Here is a 17,138-nt window from a genome sequence, read left to right as displayed (position 1 = left end):
TACTGATGCCGCTAGGTTTGGTACTGGTACGCACGCGTTTCCGGGCCCAGACGTGTTCCTTCCTGCCTTCGCCCTGAAGCTTAAATTTCTATCGAAACGGAGCGCATGAGCCCTCGGGATCGTGAGGGAAAGATGCGGTCGTTTGTGGAGGTCGCTTTGACGAACAAGGGCGTATGGGTGGCACGGCTGAGCATGTGCGGGTTGGCTTCTCTTGGGTTGGCCGGGTGCAGCGGTTCGTCCGGATCGAGCAGTTCGACACCGACGAGTTCTGCCGTGACGGTTTCCGTGAGCGGGGCGAGTTCGGTGAGGCTTGGTTCGACGGTGCAGTTTGTCGCGACCGTGACGAACACCACCAACAGCGCCGTAACTTGGAAGGTGAATGGAGTTGCCGGAGGGGCTGCGGCTACGGGGACGATCTCGACGGCGGGCGTGTATACGCCTCCGCTTAGCCTGCCCGGCACGAATCCCGTGACGATCTCGGCGGCGAGTGTGGCGTCGCCGACGGCTTCAGGATCGGTGAGCGAGGCCATCTGGAATCCCGTTCCATCGGTTACTGCCGGGACTGCGACTCAGACCTCCCCGGGAACCTCCTACCTGCTCGACGTCGTTGGTGCGAACTTCGCTTCTGGGGCGACGATCCAGATTAACGGTGCCGCGGTCATGACGACGTACGTTTCTCCGACGGAGCTGCAGGCCGGCATCACGCTAACAGCGGGTGCGGCAACGGTACCGGTTACGGTCGTGAATCCTGACCCGGGATCGAGCAGCTCTGCGACGGTGCAGGCCTCGGTGACCTCGGTTGCCGCGTCGTTGACGGCGGCCGCGAGGCTTCTTGACCAGGCGACCTTCGGACCGACCCTCGCCGATATTCAGCATGTGCAGACCGTCGGGATCGGCGCGTACCTGACGGAGCAGTTCAACACGGCTCCGACGCTTCTGCCTGCGTTGTCTCTGGCCCCCAAGGCCATCTGCACCGCGACGAACCTGACGCCGTGTGAGCAGTCGGAGTGGTGGCAGGCTGCGCTGACTGGGCCTGACCAGCTGCGGCAGCGCGTGGCTCTTGCGCTCGCGGAGATCTTCGTTGTGTCGACCAATTCTGTGAACGCGCAGTCCGTCGTGACGTACCAGAACATGCTGGCGACAGACGCGTTTTCTAACTTTGCGACGATCATGAAGGACGTGACGGTTTCGACCGCTATGGGCGGCTATCTGAACATGCTACAAAGCAACAAGCCGGGAAACGGGCAGATTGCGAATGAGAACTTCGCGCGGGAAGAGATGCAGTTGTTTTCGGTGGGTCTGAACCTGCTGAACCAGGATGGGACGCCGCAACTGGATAGCACGGGGAATCCCATACCGACGTACACGGAGGCGCAGGTGCAGGCGTTCGCCCGCGCTTATACGGGATGGACCTATGCCACGGCGGCGGGTGGGGTTCCGACGAAGTTTCCGAACAACACGGCGAACTATGCGTTGCCCATGGTGGCGGTCGAAAGCGCGCACGATACGACGGCGAAGATGCTTCTGAACGGCACGGTACTGTCTGCCGGCGGAACTTCCCAGCAGGACCTGACAGGCGCGTTGGCGAACCTCTTCAGCCATCCGAATGTAGGGCCGTTCGTCTGCCGGCAGTTGATCCAGCATCTCGTCGCGAGCAATCCGAGCGGGGCGTATGTGTCGCGTGTGGCGGCTGTTTTCGCGAACAACGGCAACGGGGTGCGCGGCGATATGCAGGCTGTCATCAAGGCCATTCTGACCGACAGTGAAGCCAGGGCGGGAGACACGAACGAGGGTGCTGAGGGCGGGCACCTGCGCGAGGGAATCCTGTATGTCGCGAATGTGATCCGGGGTCTTGGCTTTGTGAACTCGAGTTCGGTGGGTGACTACTCTGCACTGGGCAATTATTCTGCGACGTTGAACGAAAGACCCTATGCGGCGGGGAGCGTCTTCAACTTCTTTCCTCCGGACTATGTGATTCCCGATTCGACGATCAATGCTCCGGAGTTTGGACAGGAGAACACCGCTACAGGGATGTTGCGGCTGACGCTCGCGGACAACGTGGTCTACAACCGCATCAGTGGATTTACAGGGAATCTATCGGCGACGAGCGGACTTGGACTGACGGCAGCAAACCCGGCGAACCTGGTCGACTCACTCGGAATCGTTTTCATGCATGGGCAGATGCCCGCGACGATGCGGACCGCGATTATCAACCACATCGCGGGGCTTACCGACATGGGTCAGAGGGTGCGCGTTGCCACCTATCTGATTATCACGTCGCCGCAGTACAAGGTTCTGCACTAGGACTTGAGCTTGGAACAATGGGGGGTGCACATGGGCGTGAACCGCAGAAGTTTTATCAAGTACGCATCGCTGGCCGCGGCAGGGAATGCCGCCGGACTGAGGCCGTTCGGCGCGTTGAATGCGCTGGCACAAAACTCAACCGACTATAAGGCGCTGGTCTGCATCTTCCTCTATGGCGGGAACGATGCGAACAATATGCTGGTGCAGTTCGATACTTCGGGTTACGCGAATTATGCTTCGGTGCGCGGTCCCCTGGCGCTCCCGCAGAGTTCGCTGATCCAGTTGGGTGCGGCGCCGAACTTTGCTCTCAACGCGAACCTGCCGGATATTGCCACGCTGTTCAACGCGAATGTAACAGCGATGGTTACCAATGTCGGAACGCTCGTGCAGCCGACGACCAGGGCGCAGTATCTCGCGGGTCAGGTGCTTCCAGTGAACCTGTTTTCCCATACCGACCAACAGTTGGAGTGGCAGAATGCCTCGCAGAGTTCTTCGGCTGCCACGGGTTGGGCGGGGCGGATTGCGGACCTCACGAATGTCGCGTTCAACCCGAATGGGAAGGTGCCGATGATTACCTCGGTAGCCGGCGATACGGTGTTTTGCAACGGGGTGAAGAGTACGCCGGTGTCTGTGAGCACGGGCAATGTATTCAACGCGCAATGCAGCGAGGGTACGACGGAGTGTGCGGCGCAGCAGGCTACGGCCCAGGCTTTGCTGACGTTCAGCTCGGGGCTTTCGCTGGTGCAGGCGGACCAGGGGATTATGACCAACGCGTATGGGTATGCGAAGACGCTGTCCGACGCGGTGCAGTCGGTGACGCCTTTGCAGACGGTGTTTCCGGCTACCGGCATTGGCGCGCAGTTGAAGCAGATCGCGCAGATCATCCAGGTGCGGGCGGCGCTGGGAGTGTCGCGGCAGATCTTCTTCGCGGGGGTGGGGAACTTCGACACCCACCAGAATCAGGTGGCGCTGCAGGGAGCTTTGCTGGCGCAGTTGAGCCCGGCGATGGCGGCCTTTTATGCGGCGACGCAGGAGCTGTCGGTGGCGAACCAGGTGACGCAGTTTACGATGTCGGACTTCTCGCGGACGTTCCAGCCGAACTCGAATACAGGGAGCGACCATGCGTGGGGATCGCACCATATCGTGATGGGTGGCGCAGTGAAGGGCGGGAAGATGTATGGGACGTTTCCAACGCTGGCGCTTGGCGGGCCGGATGACTCGGGGTCGAATGGACGGTGGGTTCCGACGACGGCGAGTGCGCAGTATGCGGCTACGTTGGCGCAGTGGTTTGGGGTGAGCGCGGCGCAGTTGCCGACGATCTTCCCGAATATAGGAAGCTTTGCAACCAATAATTTGGGTTTTGTGTAACGTGTCTGCGGCGGGTGCCCCAATTCTCAGAAGCGAGACCTGGGGCACCCGCTATCTTGCCAACAGATAGACGCCCGCGGCGACGAAGAGGACGGCCAGCCAGCGGCGGCGGTCTACGTTTTCGCGGAGGAAGAGGCGGGCGGCAATGGCGTTGCCCACGTAGTTGAAGCTCGCGATGCCGGGGGCGGCGAGAGAGAGATCGACCAGCGACAGGGTGAAGAGCATGGCGAAGAAGTTCAGCGCCATGCAGGTGCCGCCGACGATGAAGGTTGGATTGCTGATCACGGTGCGGATGGCTCCGGGGAGTCCGGATTTGGTGCGGATGTCGTCGAGATCGCCGATCTGACGCATGGCGGCGGCGATGAGGACTTCGCCGGCAATGGCTAGGGCGGCTACAACGGCGATGCAGGACCAGGAGACGAGGCGTGATGTTGTGGGGTGCATTAGATGGCCACCCCGGGGGCTTTGCCTGTGTCTTGTAGCGGGTTGTCGCGGTCGGTGCGGGCGGGGGAATTGGCGACGAAGCCCACGGCAGATGTGAGAAGGAGGATGCCGAACCAGCGGGAGAGGCTGAGGTGCTCATGCAGCATGAAGCGGCTGATGAGGGCGATGACGACGTTGCCAAAGGCGGTCGCGGGCATGACGAAGGTGAGGTCGGCCCAGGAGAGAGCGGTCATGTAACAGGCGAAGAAACCGATGAGGAGGAAGATTCCGACGACGATGTTGGGGTTCGTGAGGGCGTGGAGGAGGAGGGTGAGGTGGTGGAGGTCGGCGGGGCCTACCTGGGCCATGCCTCTTGAGAGGAGGGCGTCGCCGAAGGAGGCGGTGAGGACTACGGCTAACAGGACGGCGTATTGGGAGGGGGCGAGGCGGTGTTTCATCTTCTACGATTTTAGAAGATGTGGGGGCGATGCGCTTAGAGGTCGTAGACGGCGCGCGGGGCGCGAGTTTGCAGGGCTTCGAGGAACTGGGGGATGCTGGCAGGATTTGCGATGAGGCTCCCGCCGTCGGAGAGGGGAGGATCGCGGTGGTACATGATCTCGATGGTGTTGGGGATGGCGCGCTTATAGGGCTGCCAGGGGCGGATGCGGGCGATCTCGCTCCATGGGATGGATTTGGTGGTCCAGAAGCGGCGCTCGAAGAGGCCGGTCTCGCGGATGTCCCACCAGGTGAAGATGTACTGGGCTGCGTTGAGCAGGACGAGGAGCAGGTAGGTGATGGCGCAGATCCATTGCAAGGAGACCACATCGCTGCGAGGATGCCTGCGGATCGACATGGTGGCGGTGCTGATCCAGAGGGAGCAGGTGAAGAAGTTGAGCCAGAAGGCGAGGCCGAGTTTGGAGCGAAAGCGCATGCGGGGAGTGTAGCGCGGATGGGAGAGCGGGGAAAGGGATTTCTGTTTGGTTTGGGGACGTCTTTGTTGCGGGTGAGGGAGAACGGTCTCGCTTCGCTCGGTACGGATGGGGAAGAGTTGGAGCTCCTCGGAAATTCTGTGGCGTCACTTGAATACGCGGGGTCTTCGCTGCGCTCAGAATGACAAGGTGTATGGGTGGATGACAAAAGGTATGGGGGAGGCGAGGTGCAGGCAAAGAAAAGCGGGGACAGCCTGGTGGCTGTCCCCGCTTTGTAACGGTTTCGGTTACGCGTTCATGCTGACGGATTCCTGCGCCTTGAGGGCGTTCTCTTCCTTCTTCAGACGGCTCGCCTTGTTGCGCTGGGCGCGGAGCTTCATGAAGCTCTTCGCCTCGACGTACAGACGAGGGACATCGCGGTTCACGATGGCCTTCCAGACGACGCGAGCTGCGGCCTTGGGGCGGAAGTAGTACTCGTCATAGAAGCGGTGGACCATCTCCATGACGTACTCAGCGGGCACGCCGGGGTACTCGATGTGCGCCATCTGGTGTCCGCCGGTGTCGGCCATGACGTCGTTGGTGATGAAGCCGTTCTTGGCAGCGTAGTCGTAGAACTCCGTGCCCGGGAAGGCGTGCGCGACGGAGACCTGAATGGTCTCGCAGTCGAGCTGCTTGGCGAACTCGATCGTGTTGCGGATGGACTCCTTGGTTTCACCGGGCAGACCGAGGATGAAGTCGGCGTGGATGATGAGTCCGAGGTCGTGGCAGTCCTTGACGAAGTCGCGTGCGCGCTCTACGGTGGCACCCTTCTTGATGTTCTTGAGGATCTGGGGATCGCCGGACTCGAAGCCGACGATGAGCAGGCGGCAGCCGGCTTCCTTCATGGCCTTGAGGGTGTCGCGGTCGGTGGTGACGCGCGAAGTGCAGGACCAAGTGAGGCCGAGGGGCTTCAGCTTCGCGCAGAGCTCGATGGTGCGCGCCTTCTGGATGTTGAAGGTGTCGTCGTCGAAGAAGAACTCCTTGACGTGGGGGAAGAGCTCCTTGGCGTGCTTCATCTCGGCCGCGACGTCGTCAGTGGACCGCTTGCGCCAGGCGTGGCCGGAGAGGGTCTGGGGCCAGAGGCAGAAGGTGCATTGCGCGGGGCAGCCGCGGGTCGAGTAGAGGGACACGTAGGGGTGGAGCAGGAACGGGACGTTGTACTTGGTGACGTCCATGTCGCGGGCGTAGATGTCGGTGACCCAGGGCATGGCGTCGAGGTCTTCGACCTGAGGACGATCGGCGTTGTGCTGAATCACGCCGGAAGCGTCCTTGTAGCTGACGCCGAGGATCTCAGCGAGCGGCTTGCCGTTGGCGTACTCGACGACGGAGAAGTCAAACTCGCGGCGGCAGACGAAGTCGATGACGGGGCACTCGTTCAGGGCGCGGTCGGGATCGGTGGTGACCGGCGGTCCGACGAAGGCGATCTTGATAGAGGGGTTGCCGCGCTTGATGGCTTCAGCGAGACCATGATCCCCATGCCAGCCCACGGTCGAGGTGAAGAGGACGAGGAACTCATAGTCCTTCGCGATCTCGATGGTTTCCTGCGCGGAAACGTGGTGCGGCGGAGCGTCGAGCAGCCTGGATCCTTCGAGCATGCCAGCCGGATACGCGAGCCACACGGGATACCAGTACGACTCGATTTCGCGGGTGGCGGGCCAGCGGGAGCTGGCGCCACCGTCAAAATTCTCGAACGAGGGCGGATTGAGGAAAAGAGTCTTTAGGGGTTTCATCGCTACCTTTTAGTTTACCACTTTGCATCTGGAAGATCGGCGAAAGGGGGTACCTTTCGGGTTCAGGGGGTGGTGGTGGGAACGGTCGTGGAGGACAGGGACTTCAACCATGCGGTCAATCCTCCGGTCTGGCGGAGCAGGCTGATCTCGGCCTGCCGAAGCTGGTACGCGGCGTCGATGACGGCGAGGTACTTGTCGCGCTCGCCGATCAAGGCGTTCTGCTCGTCCTTGGGCGTCATCTGGGGACCGTCGGGTGTGGTGCCCCGTAGCTGAACGCGCAGGATCTCCAATTGCTGCTGGGAAAGCTGCTGCTCGAGCCCGGCGACGTCGGCGTTCGCCTGAAGCTCCTCGATGGAGTGGCGGAGCTTCGATTGGCCGTCGAACGAGAGAAACTGGGCGTTGCGGGCTTCCTGGTAAGCGTGAGAGGCATCGGCGGCGGATTCGCGCGCCTTGGCCTGATGGACGCGGTCGTACAAAGGAAGCACGATCTGGATGGCGAAGACGCTCTGGTTGGCGCCGATGGAGTTGCCACCCTTCAGGCTCTCGATCTGCTTGAAGGAGTCGGTGAAAGTGGCGTAACGGTTGTACTGGACGATGAGGTTGAACTGCGGCCGGTAGAGGTAACGCGCGTCACCGAAGGCCTGTTCCTGCTTGGCGTGAGCCGCGGCGAATGCTGAGGCGACACCGGGAGAGGTGTAGGCCTCGAGCGAAACGGGTGCGACCGGGAGAGGTGCATCGGGGAAGACACCGTCCAACTGAACGGCGCCGGGGTTGAGGCCGAGCAGGTTCGCGAGGTGGTCGCGGTCGATGGCCGTTGTGTCCTGGGCGTGGAGCAGGGACTGGTGCAGGCGTGCACGGGAGAGTTTGGCCTGGGTCAGGTCGATGGCGGAGTCTTTTCCCGCATCGACGCGCTCCTGCTCGATACGGACGAGAGCCTCGGCGTAGTTCCGCTGTTGGCGGATGGCGGCTTCGCGTTTGGTGTCGTGGTCAAGCGCGGCATAGGAGAGCGCGGTGTCTTCCGCGACGGCGTCCCGCGCATCGTCATACGCGAGCTGCGCGGCCTTGACCCCAGCATGGGCCGAGCGAATGTAGTCGAACTGTGACTGGTTATAGACCAGGGATCCAGCGTTGGCCGCAAACAGTGTGGGCGGATTGGGGCTGTATCCGTAGGAATTTCCGAAACCTCCGCCAATCGTGACCTGTGGAATGTAGGCGCTGTGTGCTTGTGAGAGCTGGGCCTCGGCCTTCTGGACGTTGGCCTCGGCCATCAGCACCTTCGGGTTGCGCTTTACGGCAACGTCGACGGCTGTGGAGAGCGAGAACTGGGCATGGGCCGTCGCAGCCAGAAGGAGGAGCGTACACGGCGCGAGGCGCTGGATGAGGGGCGCGTTGATGGTCAAGCTCCTTTCGCGGCTTCGCGGGCCGGGGCGTAGTTTGGGGCGAGGGCGAGAGCGGCTGCATACTCTCGCTGCGCGCCGGCCTGGTCTCCGTGTGCTGCCAGCAGTTTACCCAGTTTAAGGTGCACTCTGAAGGCGGGAGCGTCATCGCTCTTAGCGGGAGAGACGAGATAGTCACGAAGAGCCCGCTCGGCCAGGTCCGGGGCACGCTTTGCATCGATCAGAATACTGGCTGCGTCGACCAGCGCCGGACCGTGGTTCTTGTCCGCACGGATGGCATCGCGGATCGCACTCAGAGCCTGATCGGGCTGGTTGTGCGTCTGGTAGAAGAGGGCAAGGTCGGTATAAGCCTCCGGCGTATGGCCAGCGGAAACGGCGGCCTTGAACTCAGCTTCGGCGGTCTGGTCGTCGTGGTTCTTCTTGGCAATATAAGCAAGCAGGCGATGGGATCGGGCAGGCCACCGGGATGCCATGTTGGCGGCAAGCTGGCGGGCGCGGTCGATGTCTCCACCGGCGATGGAAGGGGCGTCCACGTAGAACTGGCCGAGGTCGGTGGCTGCGTCCATATTATTGGGATCGGCCTGCACGGCGCGTTCGAACGTAGCCCGAACCTTCTTGGCCAGCGCGAAACCGCTGAGGGGATTGACGTGTCCTGCCTTGAGACCATAGGCGCGCCCGAGCCAGTCGAGGCTGACGCTGTCGTTCGGAGCCAGGGAGACTGCCATCTCACATGCTCGGACGGCTTCGCTGCTCAGATCCTGCGCGTAGTAGACGCGGCAGAGAAGCTGGTGTGCTCGTGGTGCTCTGGGGTCGGCGGTGATGGCCGAGTGGAGGATCTTTTCGGCGTCGTCGACGCGCCCCTGCTGCAACGCGGCGAACCCCGCCGAGGTGTCGGCGCAGAGCGCGGAGAGCGGTGCCAGCAGAAGAAGAACGACGACTTTGCCGAGGGAGGGAAGCCGGGTCATCGCTATTGGACTGTCTTGACTTCGAGACCGTCAGTGAGGTCGCGGTTAGTGGTGGCGTTGAGCACGACGATGTCCTTGTCCGAGAGGCCCGAGAGAACCTCGACGCGGGTAAGGTTGGTCGCGGGGCCGACCTGGATGTTGGTGCGGCTCAGGCGGCCGTCGACGACGCGGAAGACGTGGTCGCCGCCATCGGTGTGGAGAGCCTCGCGCGGGATGCTCAGAGCGTGCATGCGCTGGGCGGTGGTTACCTTGACGTTGACGTTCGTATTGGGCAGCAGGTCGCCGTGTGCGTCGTCGACGGTAATGATGCATTCTCCGACGTTGCGGGTGCCATAGGTGATGACGGTGGTGGGCGGACGCTCGACGTGACCGTGCCAGGTCTGGCCGGGCTTGGCCTCCCAGCGGATCTCGACGGGCTGATTTGGCTGGAGGCGGCCAATCTCCGGCTCATCGAAGTAGGCACGAATCTGAATGCGGTCGAGATCGGCGATGTCAAGCAGGTCTTCTCCTGCCGTGACGAAGTCGTATTCGGAGACCGGAATGGCGTATACGGTGCCGGCGATGGGGGTGCGCTGGTTGACGGCCGCAAGCTGCGCCTGAGCGGCGGCGAGTTGGGCTTTGGCATCGGCAACCTGGGCTGAGGATCGGCTGAGATCGGTGGAGCCGTAGCGGGAGGTGCTGCGCCGCTGGATGCTGGCGAGATTGCTCTCGTCGGTAGAGAGCCGCTGCTGTGCGGCTGCAATCTCATTCGCGGAAGCGGATCCATGCTGCTGGAGCTGCTGCAGCGTCGCGAGGCTCTTGGTGTCCTGTGCGACGGCCAGCTTCGCTCGGTCGAGGTCGCCGGACATCCCGATGCGCTCATCCTGTGTTCCGCCACGCGACATGTCTGCGGCTGCGGATTCGGCGGAGCGAAGAGTCGACAACGCGGTCGCCACACGGGCACGGGCGTCGGTGTCGTCCATTTGCACGACCAGGGTGCCTGCCTTGACCTTATCGCCGATCTCAACATCGATATGCTTCACCACGCCGGCGTTCGGCGCGTGGGCCTGCCACTCTTCGATGGGTTCGATCTTGCCATTGGTCGGAACGGAGCTTACCAGGTCCTGATAGCTGACGGGAGCGGTCTTGACTTCGACAATCTCGCGCGTGAAATGGCGAAAGCCAAAGATCGCAGCGATCAAAATCACGATCGCGATGCCCGAGACGAGAGGAGTGTTGGATCGTTTTGATTCGATGGTTTGCATTCTCTAAGAGTCGTCAGTATATAAGACGACGGACGTTCCGCTTACGAAGCATTTTTTTTCAAGAGGATAGATACGAGTTCATGGAAGTGGATTTCAGGTCGACTAACTCCAGTTGGAGGCGGTTTATTTGTTGATAGGTGCTGGTGCGTAACCGGTAGGCAATATCGATCCGTGAGCCCGCTTCGAGGCCTTCGGTGTGCGCGACCCAGTCGATGGTTCGAGTCCAGCCCAGGGCCTCAAACGGAGCGTGGCTGGTGTTGCTGTCGCGCAACCGAAGGCAGACGTGTTTCTCCTTCAGGATGCGAATGGGATCAGTGAGGATAAGGTCTCGGCTGATGAAGATTGGCTCCGGGAAGGCGTTGCCGAAGGGTTCGAGCCGCTGGAGCCACTGGTAGAGCGTCTGGTCGACAGCCGCCAGGGGAATCTCGGCATCGCAGTGGAGCACCGGGGTAAGGACCTCGGTCGTGAGGTGAAGTGTGGCGTGGAGCCGCATACGGTGGCGGAGCTCATCCAGACTTTCGGACGGGATCGTCAGCCCTACAGCGTGGGCGTGACCGCCGAACTTGGTAAAGAGGGCGGGCGCATCGACTGCGGTCAGCGCGTCGAGCAGGTGGAAGCCTTCGATGGAGCGCCCCGAGCCATGCGCCTGTCCGTCCTGATGGGTGAGGACGAGGGCTGGCCGATTGGTGCGTTCGACGATACGGGAGGCGAGGATGCCAAGCACGCCGCGGTGCCAGTCGGCGTGATCGAGAATGATGCATTCCGGCGCGTAGGGCTTGAGGGCGGCTAGCTGGAGGTCAATGGCTGCCAGCGCCTGCGCCTCGGTGGCGCGACGATCCTGGTTGAGTTGGTCGAGCTTCTCCGCGAGCATCTGGGCCTTGGCGGCGTCTCGCGTGAGGAGGAGCTCAACGACGTCCCCGGCTACGTCCATGCGTCCGGCGGCGTTGATGCGGGGGGCGAGGCGGAAGCCCACTTCCATGGCGGTTGGAGCTTGATCCAGCGGTAACTTGGCGACCTGCATCAGGGCTCGCAGGCCTGGCTGGACGGGGTTGGCCAACTCTCGCAGACCGAGCCATGCGATCGCTCGATTCTCGCCGATCAGCGGAACGGAGTCGGCGATTGTGGCGATGGCGACCAGTTTCAGAAATGAGGGAATGATGCGGGAATTGAGAAGATCGAGGGCCCGTGACGGATCTGGCTGGCGCAGAGCGTGGGATGTGAGTAGAGCGTGCGCGAGTTTGAAGGCTACAGCCGCCCCGCACAGGCTCTTGTTCGGGTAAGGACAGTTGGGCTGGGCGGGGTTGATGACGGCGAGAGCGTCGGGCAGCCCGGAGACGTCGTCCGGGAGGTGGTGGTCGGTGACGATGAGGTCAAGGCCGAGTGCCTTCGCCTCGTCGGCGGCAGCGAAGGCGCGGATGCCGGTATCGACTGAAATGACAAGACGGATACCGGTGAGGGCTGCCTCGCCGAGCACCTTGGTCTGCATCCCGTAGCCTTCGCGGATGCGATGGGGGACGTGGTACGTCACCTTCGCAGGATGGCCTGGCGGTGCGACGCGTTCGATCGCGGTCTTCAGGAGAACGGTTGCGGTGGTGCCATCGACGTCGTAGTCGCCGTAGATAAGGACGGGCTCATCGCTTCCCAGGGCGCGCTCAATCCGAGCAACCGCCTCGGGCAAGCCGAGAAGGAGATTCGGGTCGTGAAGATCGGCGAGGGAAGGGGAGAGGAAGGACTTCGTGTCGTCGATGCCTCGGTCCGCGATAATTCGGGCAACCGCGGGAGGGCAGGCTAGATGGCGTTCGAACGCAGCGGTGCGGATGGGATCGGATGCGGGAAGTTCCCAGCGGAAGAGGGCTGCCGTTTCGGTCATCGCGGGAGAATTTTCGGCGGCGGACAGGAGACGATTCCCCAAGGGCCGGAGCCCCACATGTTGCAGGCCCGGGTAAAAACTCGAGCCTATCTAAAAAAAAGGCGAAAAATCTTGTTGAAAGCCTTTTCCTCTATTCCCGGTCGTCGTCTTCGTGGTCGTCGACGAGAATCCCGCCGAGGTCGCCGATGGTCTCCATCAGTTGCTGAAAACTGTCGTACCAGTCGGTTGCCATCTCGCAGATGAACATGACGCCCTGGTGGGCGAACCCGAGTTGCAGATACCCAACCTTCCCGACGTGCTTCATCAATTGCTCGGCCTCTTCGACCTCGATCTCGTCCGAGTCGGGGAAGGTGTCTTCGCGCAGTTGTTCGATCAGCAAGGTAATGTCCTCGCGTTCGAGGATGACCTCGGACATCGTGAGGAACGGGGCGCCGGCTGCCTTGGCGTGTTCGACGAAGTCCTTCCAGCCGTCGGCGTCCTCTTCTTCAAAGAGAACGGTGGGGACATCTTCGGTGACGTAACCGTTGAGGCGGCGCATGCCGTGGCCGGCGATGAACGCCACCATGTCGTCTTTCAGCGAAATAAGGTTATCTGGTTGCATGCAGAGAGTATTGTCGCAGAAAGGGGGCGGATTCGCACATCAACCTGCGTGGTATAGTCAAGGCTAAAGTCCATGATCTTTTCTAAAGAATATGTTGGTTACCTGGCGCGTCAGACTGTAAAGCAGTTGATGGCCGAGAAGATGATTCACTCCGAGAAGCCGGCTGTCCTGAACGAGCGGGTGGCGGAGGGGATGATCGAGGAGCTGTCGCTCGAAGACCGCATTAACGATGAGGTCCGCGTGATCCTTGAGGCGTTCCAGGACGATATGCGCAAAACCGGCGCGAGCTACCCGGAGATGTTCAAGAAGGTAAAAGCCGAGCTCGCCCGCAAGTATAAGGCGGTGCTGTGAGAATCTCTGCGGATAAGGTAAACAAGCTGGCCCACACTGTGGCTGACACTCTGGCTGAGATCCCCGAGTGCGACTTTTTGGAGGACCGAAACACGATCCGCCAGGAGGCCCGCAAGGCTCTGCTGAAGCTGCTGACCGAAGAGACGAAGATCGATCAGGCCGCGCGCCTGAAGATCTCGTCGCAGAGAAAGATCATCGTCGAAGGCTCGCAGGAGTGGGACATCCTCTACCGCAAGTACTACAACGACGAGGTCAAGAAGCTGGGTATCTAGCACCTGTTTGGCAAGCTCCATCGGGTTTGCTATACTTGGAAAGTTGAGTGGTTGAGGCACACACGCTTCCTGCTCTATGCTGTGCAATATGGCGTTATGGTGTAACTGGTTAACACGTCGCCCTCTCAAGGCGAAGAGTCCGGGTTCGAGCCCCGGTAACGCTACCAAAATACTCAATAAGATCAATCATTTACCAATGAGTTCCGTGAGGTAGATCGACGGGTACGGTCGATTGCGACCAGGAGTGGGTGATAGGCACACCGCGCCAAGCCTGCATCGCCGCGGCGTTGGGAATCACTAGACTCCCTGGTGAAACTGAGACAGTGGCTAAGGGAGAGTTGAGAGACTCGATCTGATCGAGCTAACTGTCGCCACTTTTGCCTCGTGGCACCCGGGCTACCCTCAAAGTCCTGAGGGGCCTTATCGCATAGAACGGTGTCGGTTCTACGGATGCGGAGGGATCGGCTGAAAGTCTTATTCGAAACTGTGTCTGTTCGCTCATTGGTAGCGATAAAAACGCGACCTGCATGCATCGCATCGAAACGGGTGAAGGCGGATCAGATTCTTAAGACGCGCGAAGAGCCATTTCTTCCGTGACGGCCTTACTGACATGCTCGTTTTGCAACGGGGACACATGGGCATTCGATGAACTCCTGCGATCGTGGAAAGGGTTCTGCGTTAGTGGGTTTGCGTTCCGGCCAGCGCCGGTTCACTGGCTGACGGCGAGATGTTTCCTGAGCCTCTAAGGCCCTGCGTCAAGAGGAGCAACATCTCGCCGGCCGGGATTGGGCGGCTGTAGAGATAACCCTGAACAAGATTGCAGCCGTATTCCATCAGGGCGTCGCTCTGATGGACGTTTTGTATGCCTTCCGCAAAGACTTCGAGCCCCAGATCGCGTGCGAGATCGATGATCATGCGGACGATGTTCTTTTTTGTTGAGCCCTCTCCAAGGCGATCGACAAAAGATTTGTCGATCTTGAGGCTGTCGATGGGGTATTTTTCGAGATAGCTGAGGGAAGAATATCCGGTGCCGAAATCGTCGAGCGCGATCCGGATGCCGATTTTGCGGATCTGTGCGAAGAGGGCGGTGACTCTTTCGGGATCCTTCAAGAGCATCGTTTCCGTCACTTCAATCTGCAATGAACGGGCATCCACCTGAATTTCGGCGAGGAGATCGACGAGGTCGGGAAAGAAGTTCGCATCGTCGAGCTGCTTGCTGGAGACGTTGATGCTAACGAGGACTGGCACGCCGGGTAGGGCGTCCTGCCAGCTCTTGAGCTGCTTACAAGCCGTGCGAAGGATCCAGGCGCCCAACGGCAAGATTGTTCCCGTCTCCTCGGCGAGCCCAACGAATTCTATCGGGGCGAGAAGACCGCGTTCAGGGTGATTCCAGCGGACCAGAGCTTCGACACCCACGATGCGCAGAGTACGGGCGTTGAGGATGGGTTGATAGAAAAGTTCGAACTGTTCGCGTTGGACCGCGAGCTTCAACTGCGACTTGGTTTGGATGAGCGCCGTGGCGCTTTGGTGCATGACCTCATTGAAGGCGAGGTACCGTCCGCCTCCCTGAAGCTTGGCGCGGTACATCGCGGTGTCGGCATCACGCAGCGGATCTTCGGGCTTGGCATGACATGCCTGAACCTCACAGATGCCCATGCTGCCGCTGATCACGATGCCGGGACCGATGGAGGGGAACGGTTCTTCCAGTCGCTCCAGAATCCTTTGCGCGGCGGTAAGGACCTGGTCGAGAGACTGGATGTCATCCAGAAGGATGGTGAACTCATCGCCACCGAAGCGGGAGATGGTATCCCTGGGGCGGCAGCATCCCTCCAGGCGTCGCGCGACTTCAATCAAGACGAGATCGCCTGCACGATGGCCCAGCGTGTCATTGACGGCCTTGAAGCCGTCGAGATCAAGATAGATGAGTGCGCTCTGAAATGGCTGCCGGGTCTGAGCGTGTTGCAGCGATTCTGTGAGCCGATCCATGAAGTAACCGCGGTTCTTCAAGCCAGTGAGATCATCGTGGAAGGCTGTGTGGGCAAGCCTGGCTTCGATCTTCTTGCGCTCACCGATCTCGAAGGAGAGAGCTTCGTTTTGCATTTCGGCGGCCTTCGCACGGATAGCTACTTCCTCGTTGGCTTTGCGCTCGCTGATGTCGCGCAGCAGGGCTATCCAATGGGTGAGTGCGCCATTGTCGTTATGGACGGGCGAGATGCTGAGCTCCGCCCAGAAGACCGCGCCATCACTTCTGTAGTTGATCAGCTCAATTTCGACAGGATGGCGCTTATGGAGTGCTGTTCTCAGGGTTTTGAGGGCCGCAGAGCTTGTAAGAGGGCCCTGAAGAAACCTGGGAGATTTGCCGATGACCTGCTGCGGCGTATAGCCCGTGATCCGAGTGAAGGCAGGATTGACGTATTGAATGCGAGGGCCGGGCTCATCAAGAATTTCGGCTTCAGTGATCATCACACCTTCATTGGCATTCATCACAACGGATTCCAGAAGGCGGAGGTGCATATCGACGGCGTTTTCTTGCAACTTGGTTTCTTCCTCGAAGCGGCGGAGGCGCTGGAGTTTCATTTGATCGATCAGTTTCAGTGGGGATTCTGATGTGCGTCCGTTGGTGCCTGTTGCTGCAACTGGCTCGGTAAAGATCATGGGTGTCCGGGGAGTGACTTTGCGGGAGAAGAGGCTGCAGTGATGCGGAAGTTGTCTTTGTCGCCAGAGTCGCTTTCTGAACGCATGGCAATCTCTGTCCGCGATCAAAGCCTGGTTTAGAAAGGGCGCCGCCACGAGGGCGGCGCCGAGAACAAAGACGTTCAGTTAGATAGCGAGACGCCGGCGGCGGAACAGCATGCATGCTGCACCCACGAGACCGGTTCCGAGAAGCAGGAGGCTGTTCGGCTCAGGGGTGACTGCGGTGCTGACCAACTGGAAGCTGGTGATTCCCGTCGTAGAAGATGTGAGGGAAAATAGACCGGAAGTGGGCGTGTACACATTGGCCCCGGTTCTGTTGTTGACTTCGTAGAAGGTGCCTGTGCCGGACACAGCCAACGTGGGGGAGCTACCCGATGACGAAACGGATGAGCTAACGATGCTGCTGATTGTGAAGTAGAGGGTATCGAGTACGTTGCTTACGGAAAATACTTTTGTACCGATCGCGGAGCTATCGAAGCTAAAGCTCTGCAAAGCGGCGGTGAAGAAGCGGAAGGGAGACATGTTATCCGTGGCGGCCAGAACGATGCCTGTGCTTGGATCAAAGCTGATGCCAGTTGAGGTGAACGTATCTGTTCCGCCAATGGCGACGGAACCAGTAATGGGTGTGGCGGATGCAATGGATACAGAGGCAATCAGCATCGCGCACAGGGCTAGGAATTTCGTGATCTTGTTCAATGGTCCTCCGGGAATTCCGCTCGGGAGCGGGTCGCTATGCAAAAGGCCAAATGCTTCATCACATCCGACCCATCTTGCGGTTGCGAGAAGGCTATTTGCATTTGGATGACCATTTCCGCGTCAATGAATTCAATGATTTGAAGAGATAGTACAAAGATAGGCGTGCAAAAAAATGCGTATAGTTGACCTATTCTGCCCCACTTGGTGTTCATGAATGGAAGGAGGCAATTCTTGGTGTGGGTTAAATAAATCAGA

General features: G+C 60.3%; 15 protein-coding genes and 1 tRNA gene. 5 read left to right on the top strand and 11 right to left on the bottom strand.

Translation table 11 applies throughout. The annotated features are described in order from the left end of the window. The first annotated feature begins 105 nt into the window (after positions 1-105). Both BM400_RS14785 and BM400_RS14780 read left to right on the top strand, forming a co-directional pair. Positions 106-2,304 (top strand): DUF1800 domain-containing protein, encoded by a 2,199-nt coding sequence (locus tag BM400_RS14785; RefSeq protein ID WP_245781884.1) that lies wholly within the window; start codon positions 106-108, stop codon positions 2,302-2,304. 30 nt (positions 2,305-2,334) lie between these two features. Beyond that, the gene (locus tag BM400_RS14780; protein ID WP_089840133.1) at positions 2,335-3,672 is read left to right on the top strand and encodes a DUF1501 domain-containing protein; all 1,338 of its coding nucleotides are present in this window, start codon (positions 2,335-2,337) and stop codon (positions 3,670-3,672) included. Positions 3,673-3,723: 51 nt separating this feature from the next. On the opposite strand, the gene BM400_RS14775 is transcribed toward BM400_RS14780, so the two are convergent. From BM400_RS14775 to BM400_RS14735, 9 genes are all read right to left on the bottom strand, one after another. Further along, a complete protein-coding gene (locus BM400_RS14775) occupies positions 3,724-4,116 on the bottom strand; it encodes a hypothetical protein (protein ID WP_089840130.1) in 393 nt (130 codons plus the stop codon). Continuing rightward, a complete protein-coding gene (locus tag BM400_RS14770) occupies positions 4,116-4,553 on the bottom strand; it encodes a DMT family transporter (RefSeq protein ID WP_089840128.1) in 438 nt (145 codons plus the stop codon). The genes BM400_RS14775 and BM400_RS14770 overlap by 1 nt, the downstream gene beginning before the upstream one ends. A 35-nt stretch (positions 4,554-4,588) precedes the next feature. Next, on the bottom strand, positions 4,589-5,026 hold the full coding sequence (locus BM400_RS14765) for a hypothetical protein (RefSeq protein ID WP_089840125.1): 438 nt from the start codon (positions 5,024-5,026) through the stop codon (positions 4,589-4,591). Between the two features lie 285 nt (positions 5,027-5,311). Next, positions 5,312-6,793, bottom strand: a complete 1,482-nt coding sequence (hpnJ, locus tag BM400_RS14760) for a hopanoid biosynthesis associated radical SAM protein HpnJ (protein ID WP_089840123.1) — start codon at positions 6,791-6,793, stop codon at positions 5,312-5,314. Between the two features lie 62 nt (positions 6,794-6,855). Continuing rightward, positions 6,856-8,193, bottom strand: a complete 1,338-nt coding sequence (locus BM400_RS14755; protein WP_089840122.1) for a TolC family protein — start codon at positions 8,191-8,193, stop codon at positions 6,856-6,858. Beyond that, on the bottom strand, positions 8,190-9,155 hold the full coding sequence (locus BM400_RS14750) for a tetratricopeptide repeat protein (RefSeq protein WP_089840120.1): 966 nt from the start codon (positions 9,153-9,155) through the stop codon (positions 8,190-8,192). The genes BM400_RS14755 and BM400_RS14750 overlap by 4 nt, the downstream gene beginning before the upstream one ends. Before the next feature lie 2 nt (positions 9,156-9,157). Continuing rightward, positions 9,158-10,399, bottom strand: a complete 1,242-nt coding sequence (locus BM400_RS14745) for an efflux RND transporter periplasmic adaptor subunit (protein ID WP_089840118.1) — start codon at positions 10,397-10,399, stop codon at positions 9,158-9,160. A gap of 58 nt (positions 10,400-10,457) precedes the next feature. Continuing rightward, the gene (recJ, locus tag BM400_RS14740; RefSeq protein ID WP_089840116.1) at positions 10,458-12,269 is read right to left on the bottom strand and encodes a single-stranded-DNA-specific exonuclease RecJ; all 1,812 of its coding nucleotides are present in this window, start codon (positions 12,267-12,269) and stop codon (positions 10,458-10,460) included. A 130-nt stretch (positions 12,270-12,399) separates the two neighbouring features. Continuing rightward, a complete protein-coding gene (locus BM400_RS14735) occupies positions 12,400-12,870 on the bottom strand; it encodes a hypothetical protein (RefSeq protein WP_089840115.1) in 471 nt (156 codons plus the stop codon). A gap of 72 nt (positions 12,871-12,942) precedes the next feature. Between BM400_RS14735 and BM400_RS22830 the strand changes: the two genes are divergently transcribed. The 3 genes from BM400_RS22830 to BM400_RS14720 all read left to right on the top strand — a co-directional run bounded on the left by BM400_RS22830 (position 12,943) and on the right by BM400_RS14720 (position 13,660). Then, positions 12,943-13,221, top strand: a complete 279-nt coding sequence (locus BM400_RS22830) for a DUF507 family protein (RefSeq protein WP_089840113.1) — start codon at positions 12,943-12,945, stop codon at positions 13,219-13,221. Then, positions 13,218-13,493 carry a DUF507 family protein gene (locus tag BM400_RS22825; protein WP_089840112.1) on the top strand — a complete coding sequence of 92 codons (276 nt, stop codon included), beginning with the start codon at positions 13,218-13,220 and terminating at the stop codon, positions 13,491-13,493. The genes BM400_RS22830 and BM400_RS22825 overlap by 4 nt, the downstream gene beginning before the upstream one ends. Positions 13,494-13,583: 90 nt before the next feature. Then, positions 13,584-13,660: transfer RNA gene (locus BM400_RS14720), tRNA-Glu, on the top strand. A 511-nt stretch (positions 13,661-14,171) separates the two neighbouring features. On the opposite strand, the gene BM400_RS14715 is transcribed toward BM400_RS14720, so the two are convergent. After that, complete coding sequence (locus tag BM400_RS14715; RefSeq protein ID WP_089840110.1) at positions 14,172-16,148, bottom strand: EAL domain-containing protein; 1,977 nt, start codon at positions 16,146-16,148, stop codon at positions 14,172-14,174. Positions 16,149-16,313: 165 nt separating this feature from the next. Beyond that, a complete protein-coding gene (locus BM400_RS14710) occupies positions 16,314-16,883 on the bottom strand; it encodes a PEP-CTERM sorting domain-containing protein (RefSeq protein ID WP_089840107.1) in 570 nt (189 codons plus the stop codon). Positions 16,884-17,138: the final 255 nt, after the last annotated feature.

Origin of the sequence: Granulicella pectinivorans, from assembly GCF_900114625.1 — a bacterium.
GTDB lineage: Bacteria > Acidobacteriota > Terriglobia > Terriglobales > Acidobacteriaceae > Edaphobacter > Edaphobacter pectinivorans.
The sequence above is the reverse complement of the archived record's forward strand: the minus strand, read 5'-3'. Positions and strand labels throughout refer to the sequence as shown.

Excerpts from the sequence above, each read along its gene's own strand:
- BM400_RS14785 (WP_245781884.1), top strand. The coding sequence starts at position 106 with ATGAGCCCTCGGGATCGTGAGGGAAAGATGCGGTCGTTTGTGGAGGTC.
- BM400_RS14780 (WP_089840133.1), top strand. The coding sequence starts at position 2,335 with ATGGGCGTGAACCGCAGAAGTTTTATCAAGTACGCATCGCTGGCCGCG.
- BM400_RS14775 (WP_089840130.1), bottom strand. The coding sequence starts at position 4,116 with ATGCACCCCACAACATCACGCCTCGTCTCCTGGTCCTGCATCGCCGTT.
- BM400_RS14770 (WP_089840128.1), bottom strand. The coding sequence starts at position 4,553 with ATGAAACACCGCCTCGCCCCCTCCCAATACGCCGTCCTGTTAGCCGTA.
- BM400_RS14765 (WP_089840125.1), bottom strand. The coding sequence starts at position 5,026 with ATGCGCTTTCGCTCCAAACTCGGCCTCGCCTTCTGGCTCAACTTCTTC.
- hpnJ (WP_089840123.1), bottom strand. The coding sequence starts at position 6,793 with ATGAAACCCCTAAAGACTCTTTTCCTCAATCCGCCCTCGTTCGAGAAT.
- BM400_RS14750 (WP_089840120.1), bottom strand. The coding sequence starts at position 9,155 with ATGACCCGGCTTCCCTCCCTCGGCAAAGTCGTCGTTCTTCTTCTGCTG.
- BM400_RS14745 (WP_089840118.1), bottom strand. The coding sequence starts at position 10,399 with ATGCAAACCATCGAATCAAAACGATCCAACACTCCTCTCGTCTCGGGC.
- recJ (WP_089840116.1), bottom strand. The coding sequence starts at position 12,269 with ATGACCGAAACGGCAGCCCTCTTCCGCTGGGAACTTCCCGCATCCGAT.
- BM400_RS14735 (WP_089840115.1), bottom strand. The coding sequence starts at position 12,870 with ATGCAACCAGATAACCTTATTTCGCTGAAAGACGACATGGTGGCGTTC.
- BM400_RS22830 (WP_089840113.1), top strand. The coding sequence starts at position 12,943 with ATGATCTTTTCTAAAGAATATGTTGGTTACCTGGCGCGTCAGACTGTA.
- BM400_RS14715 (WP_089840110.1), bottom strand. The coding sequence starts at position 16,148 with ATGATCTTTACCGAGCCAGTTGCAGCAACAGGCACCAACGGACGCACA.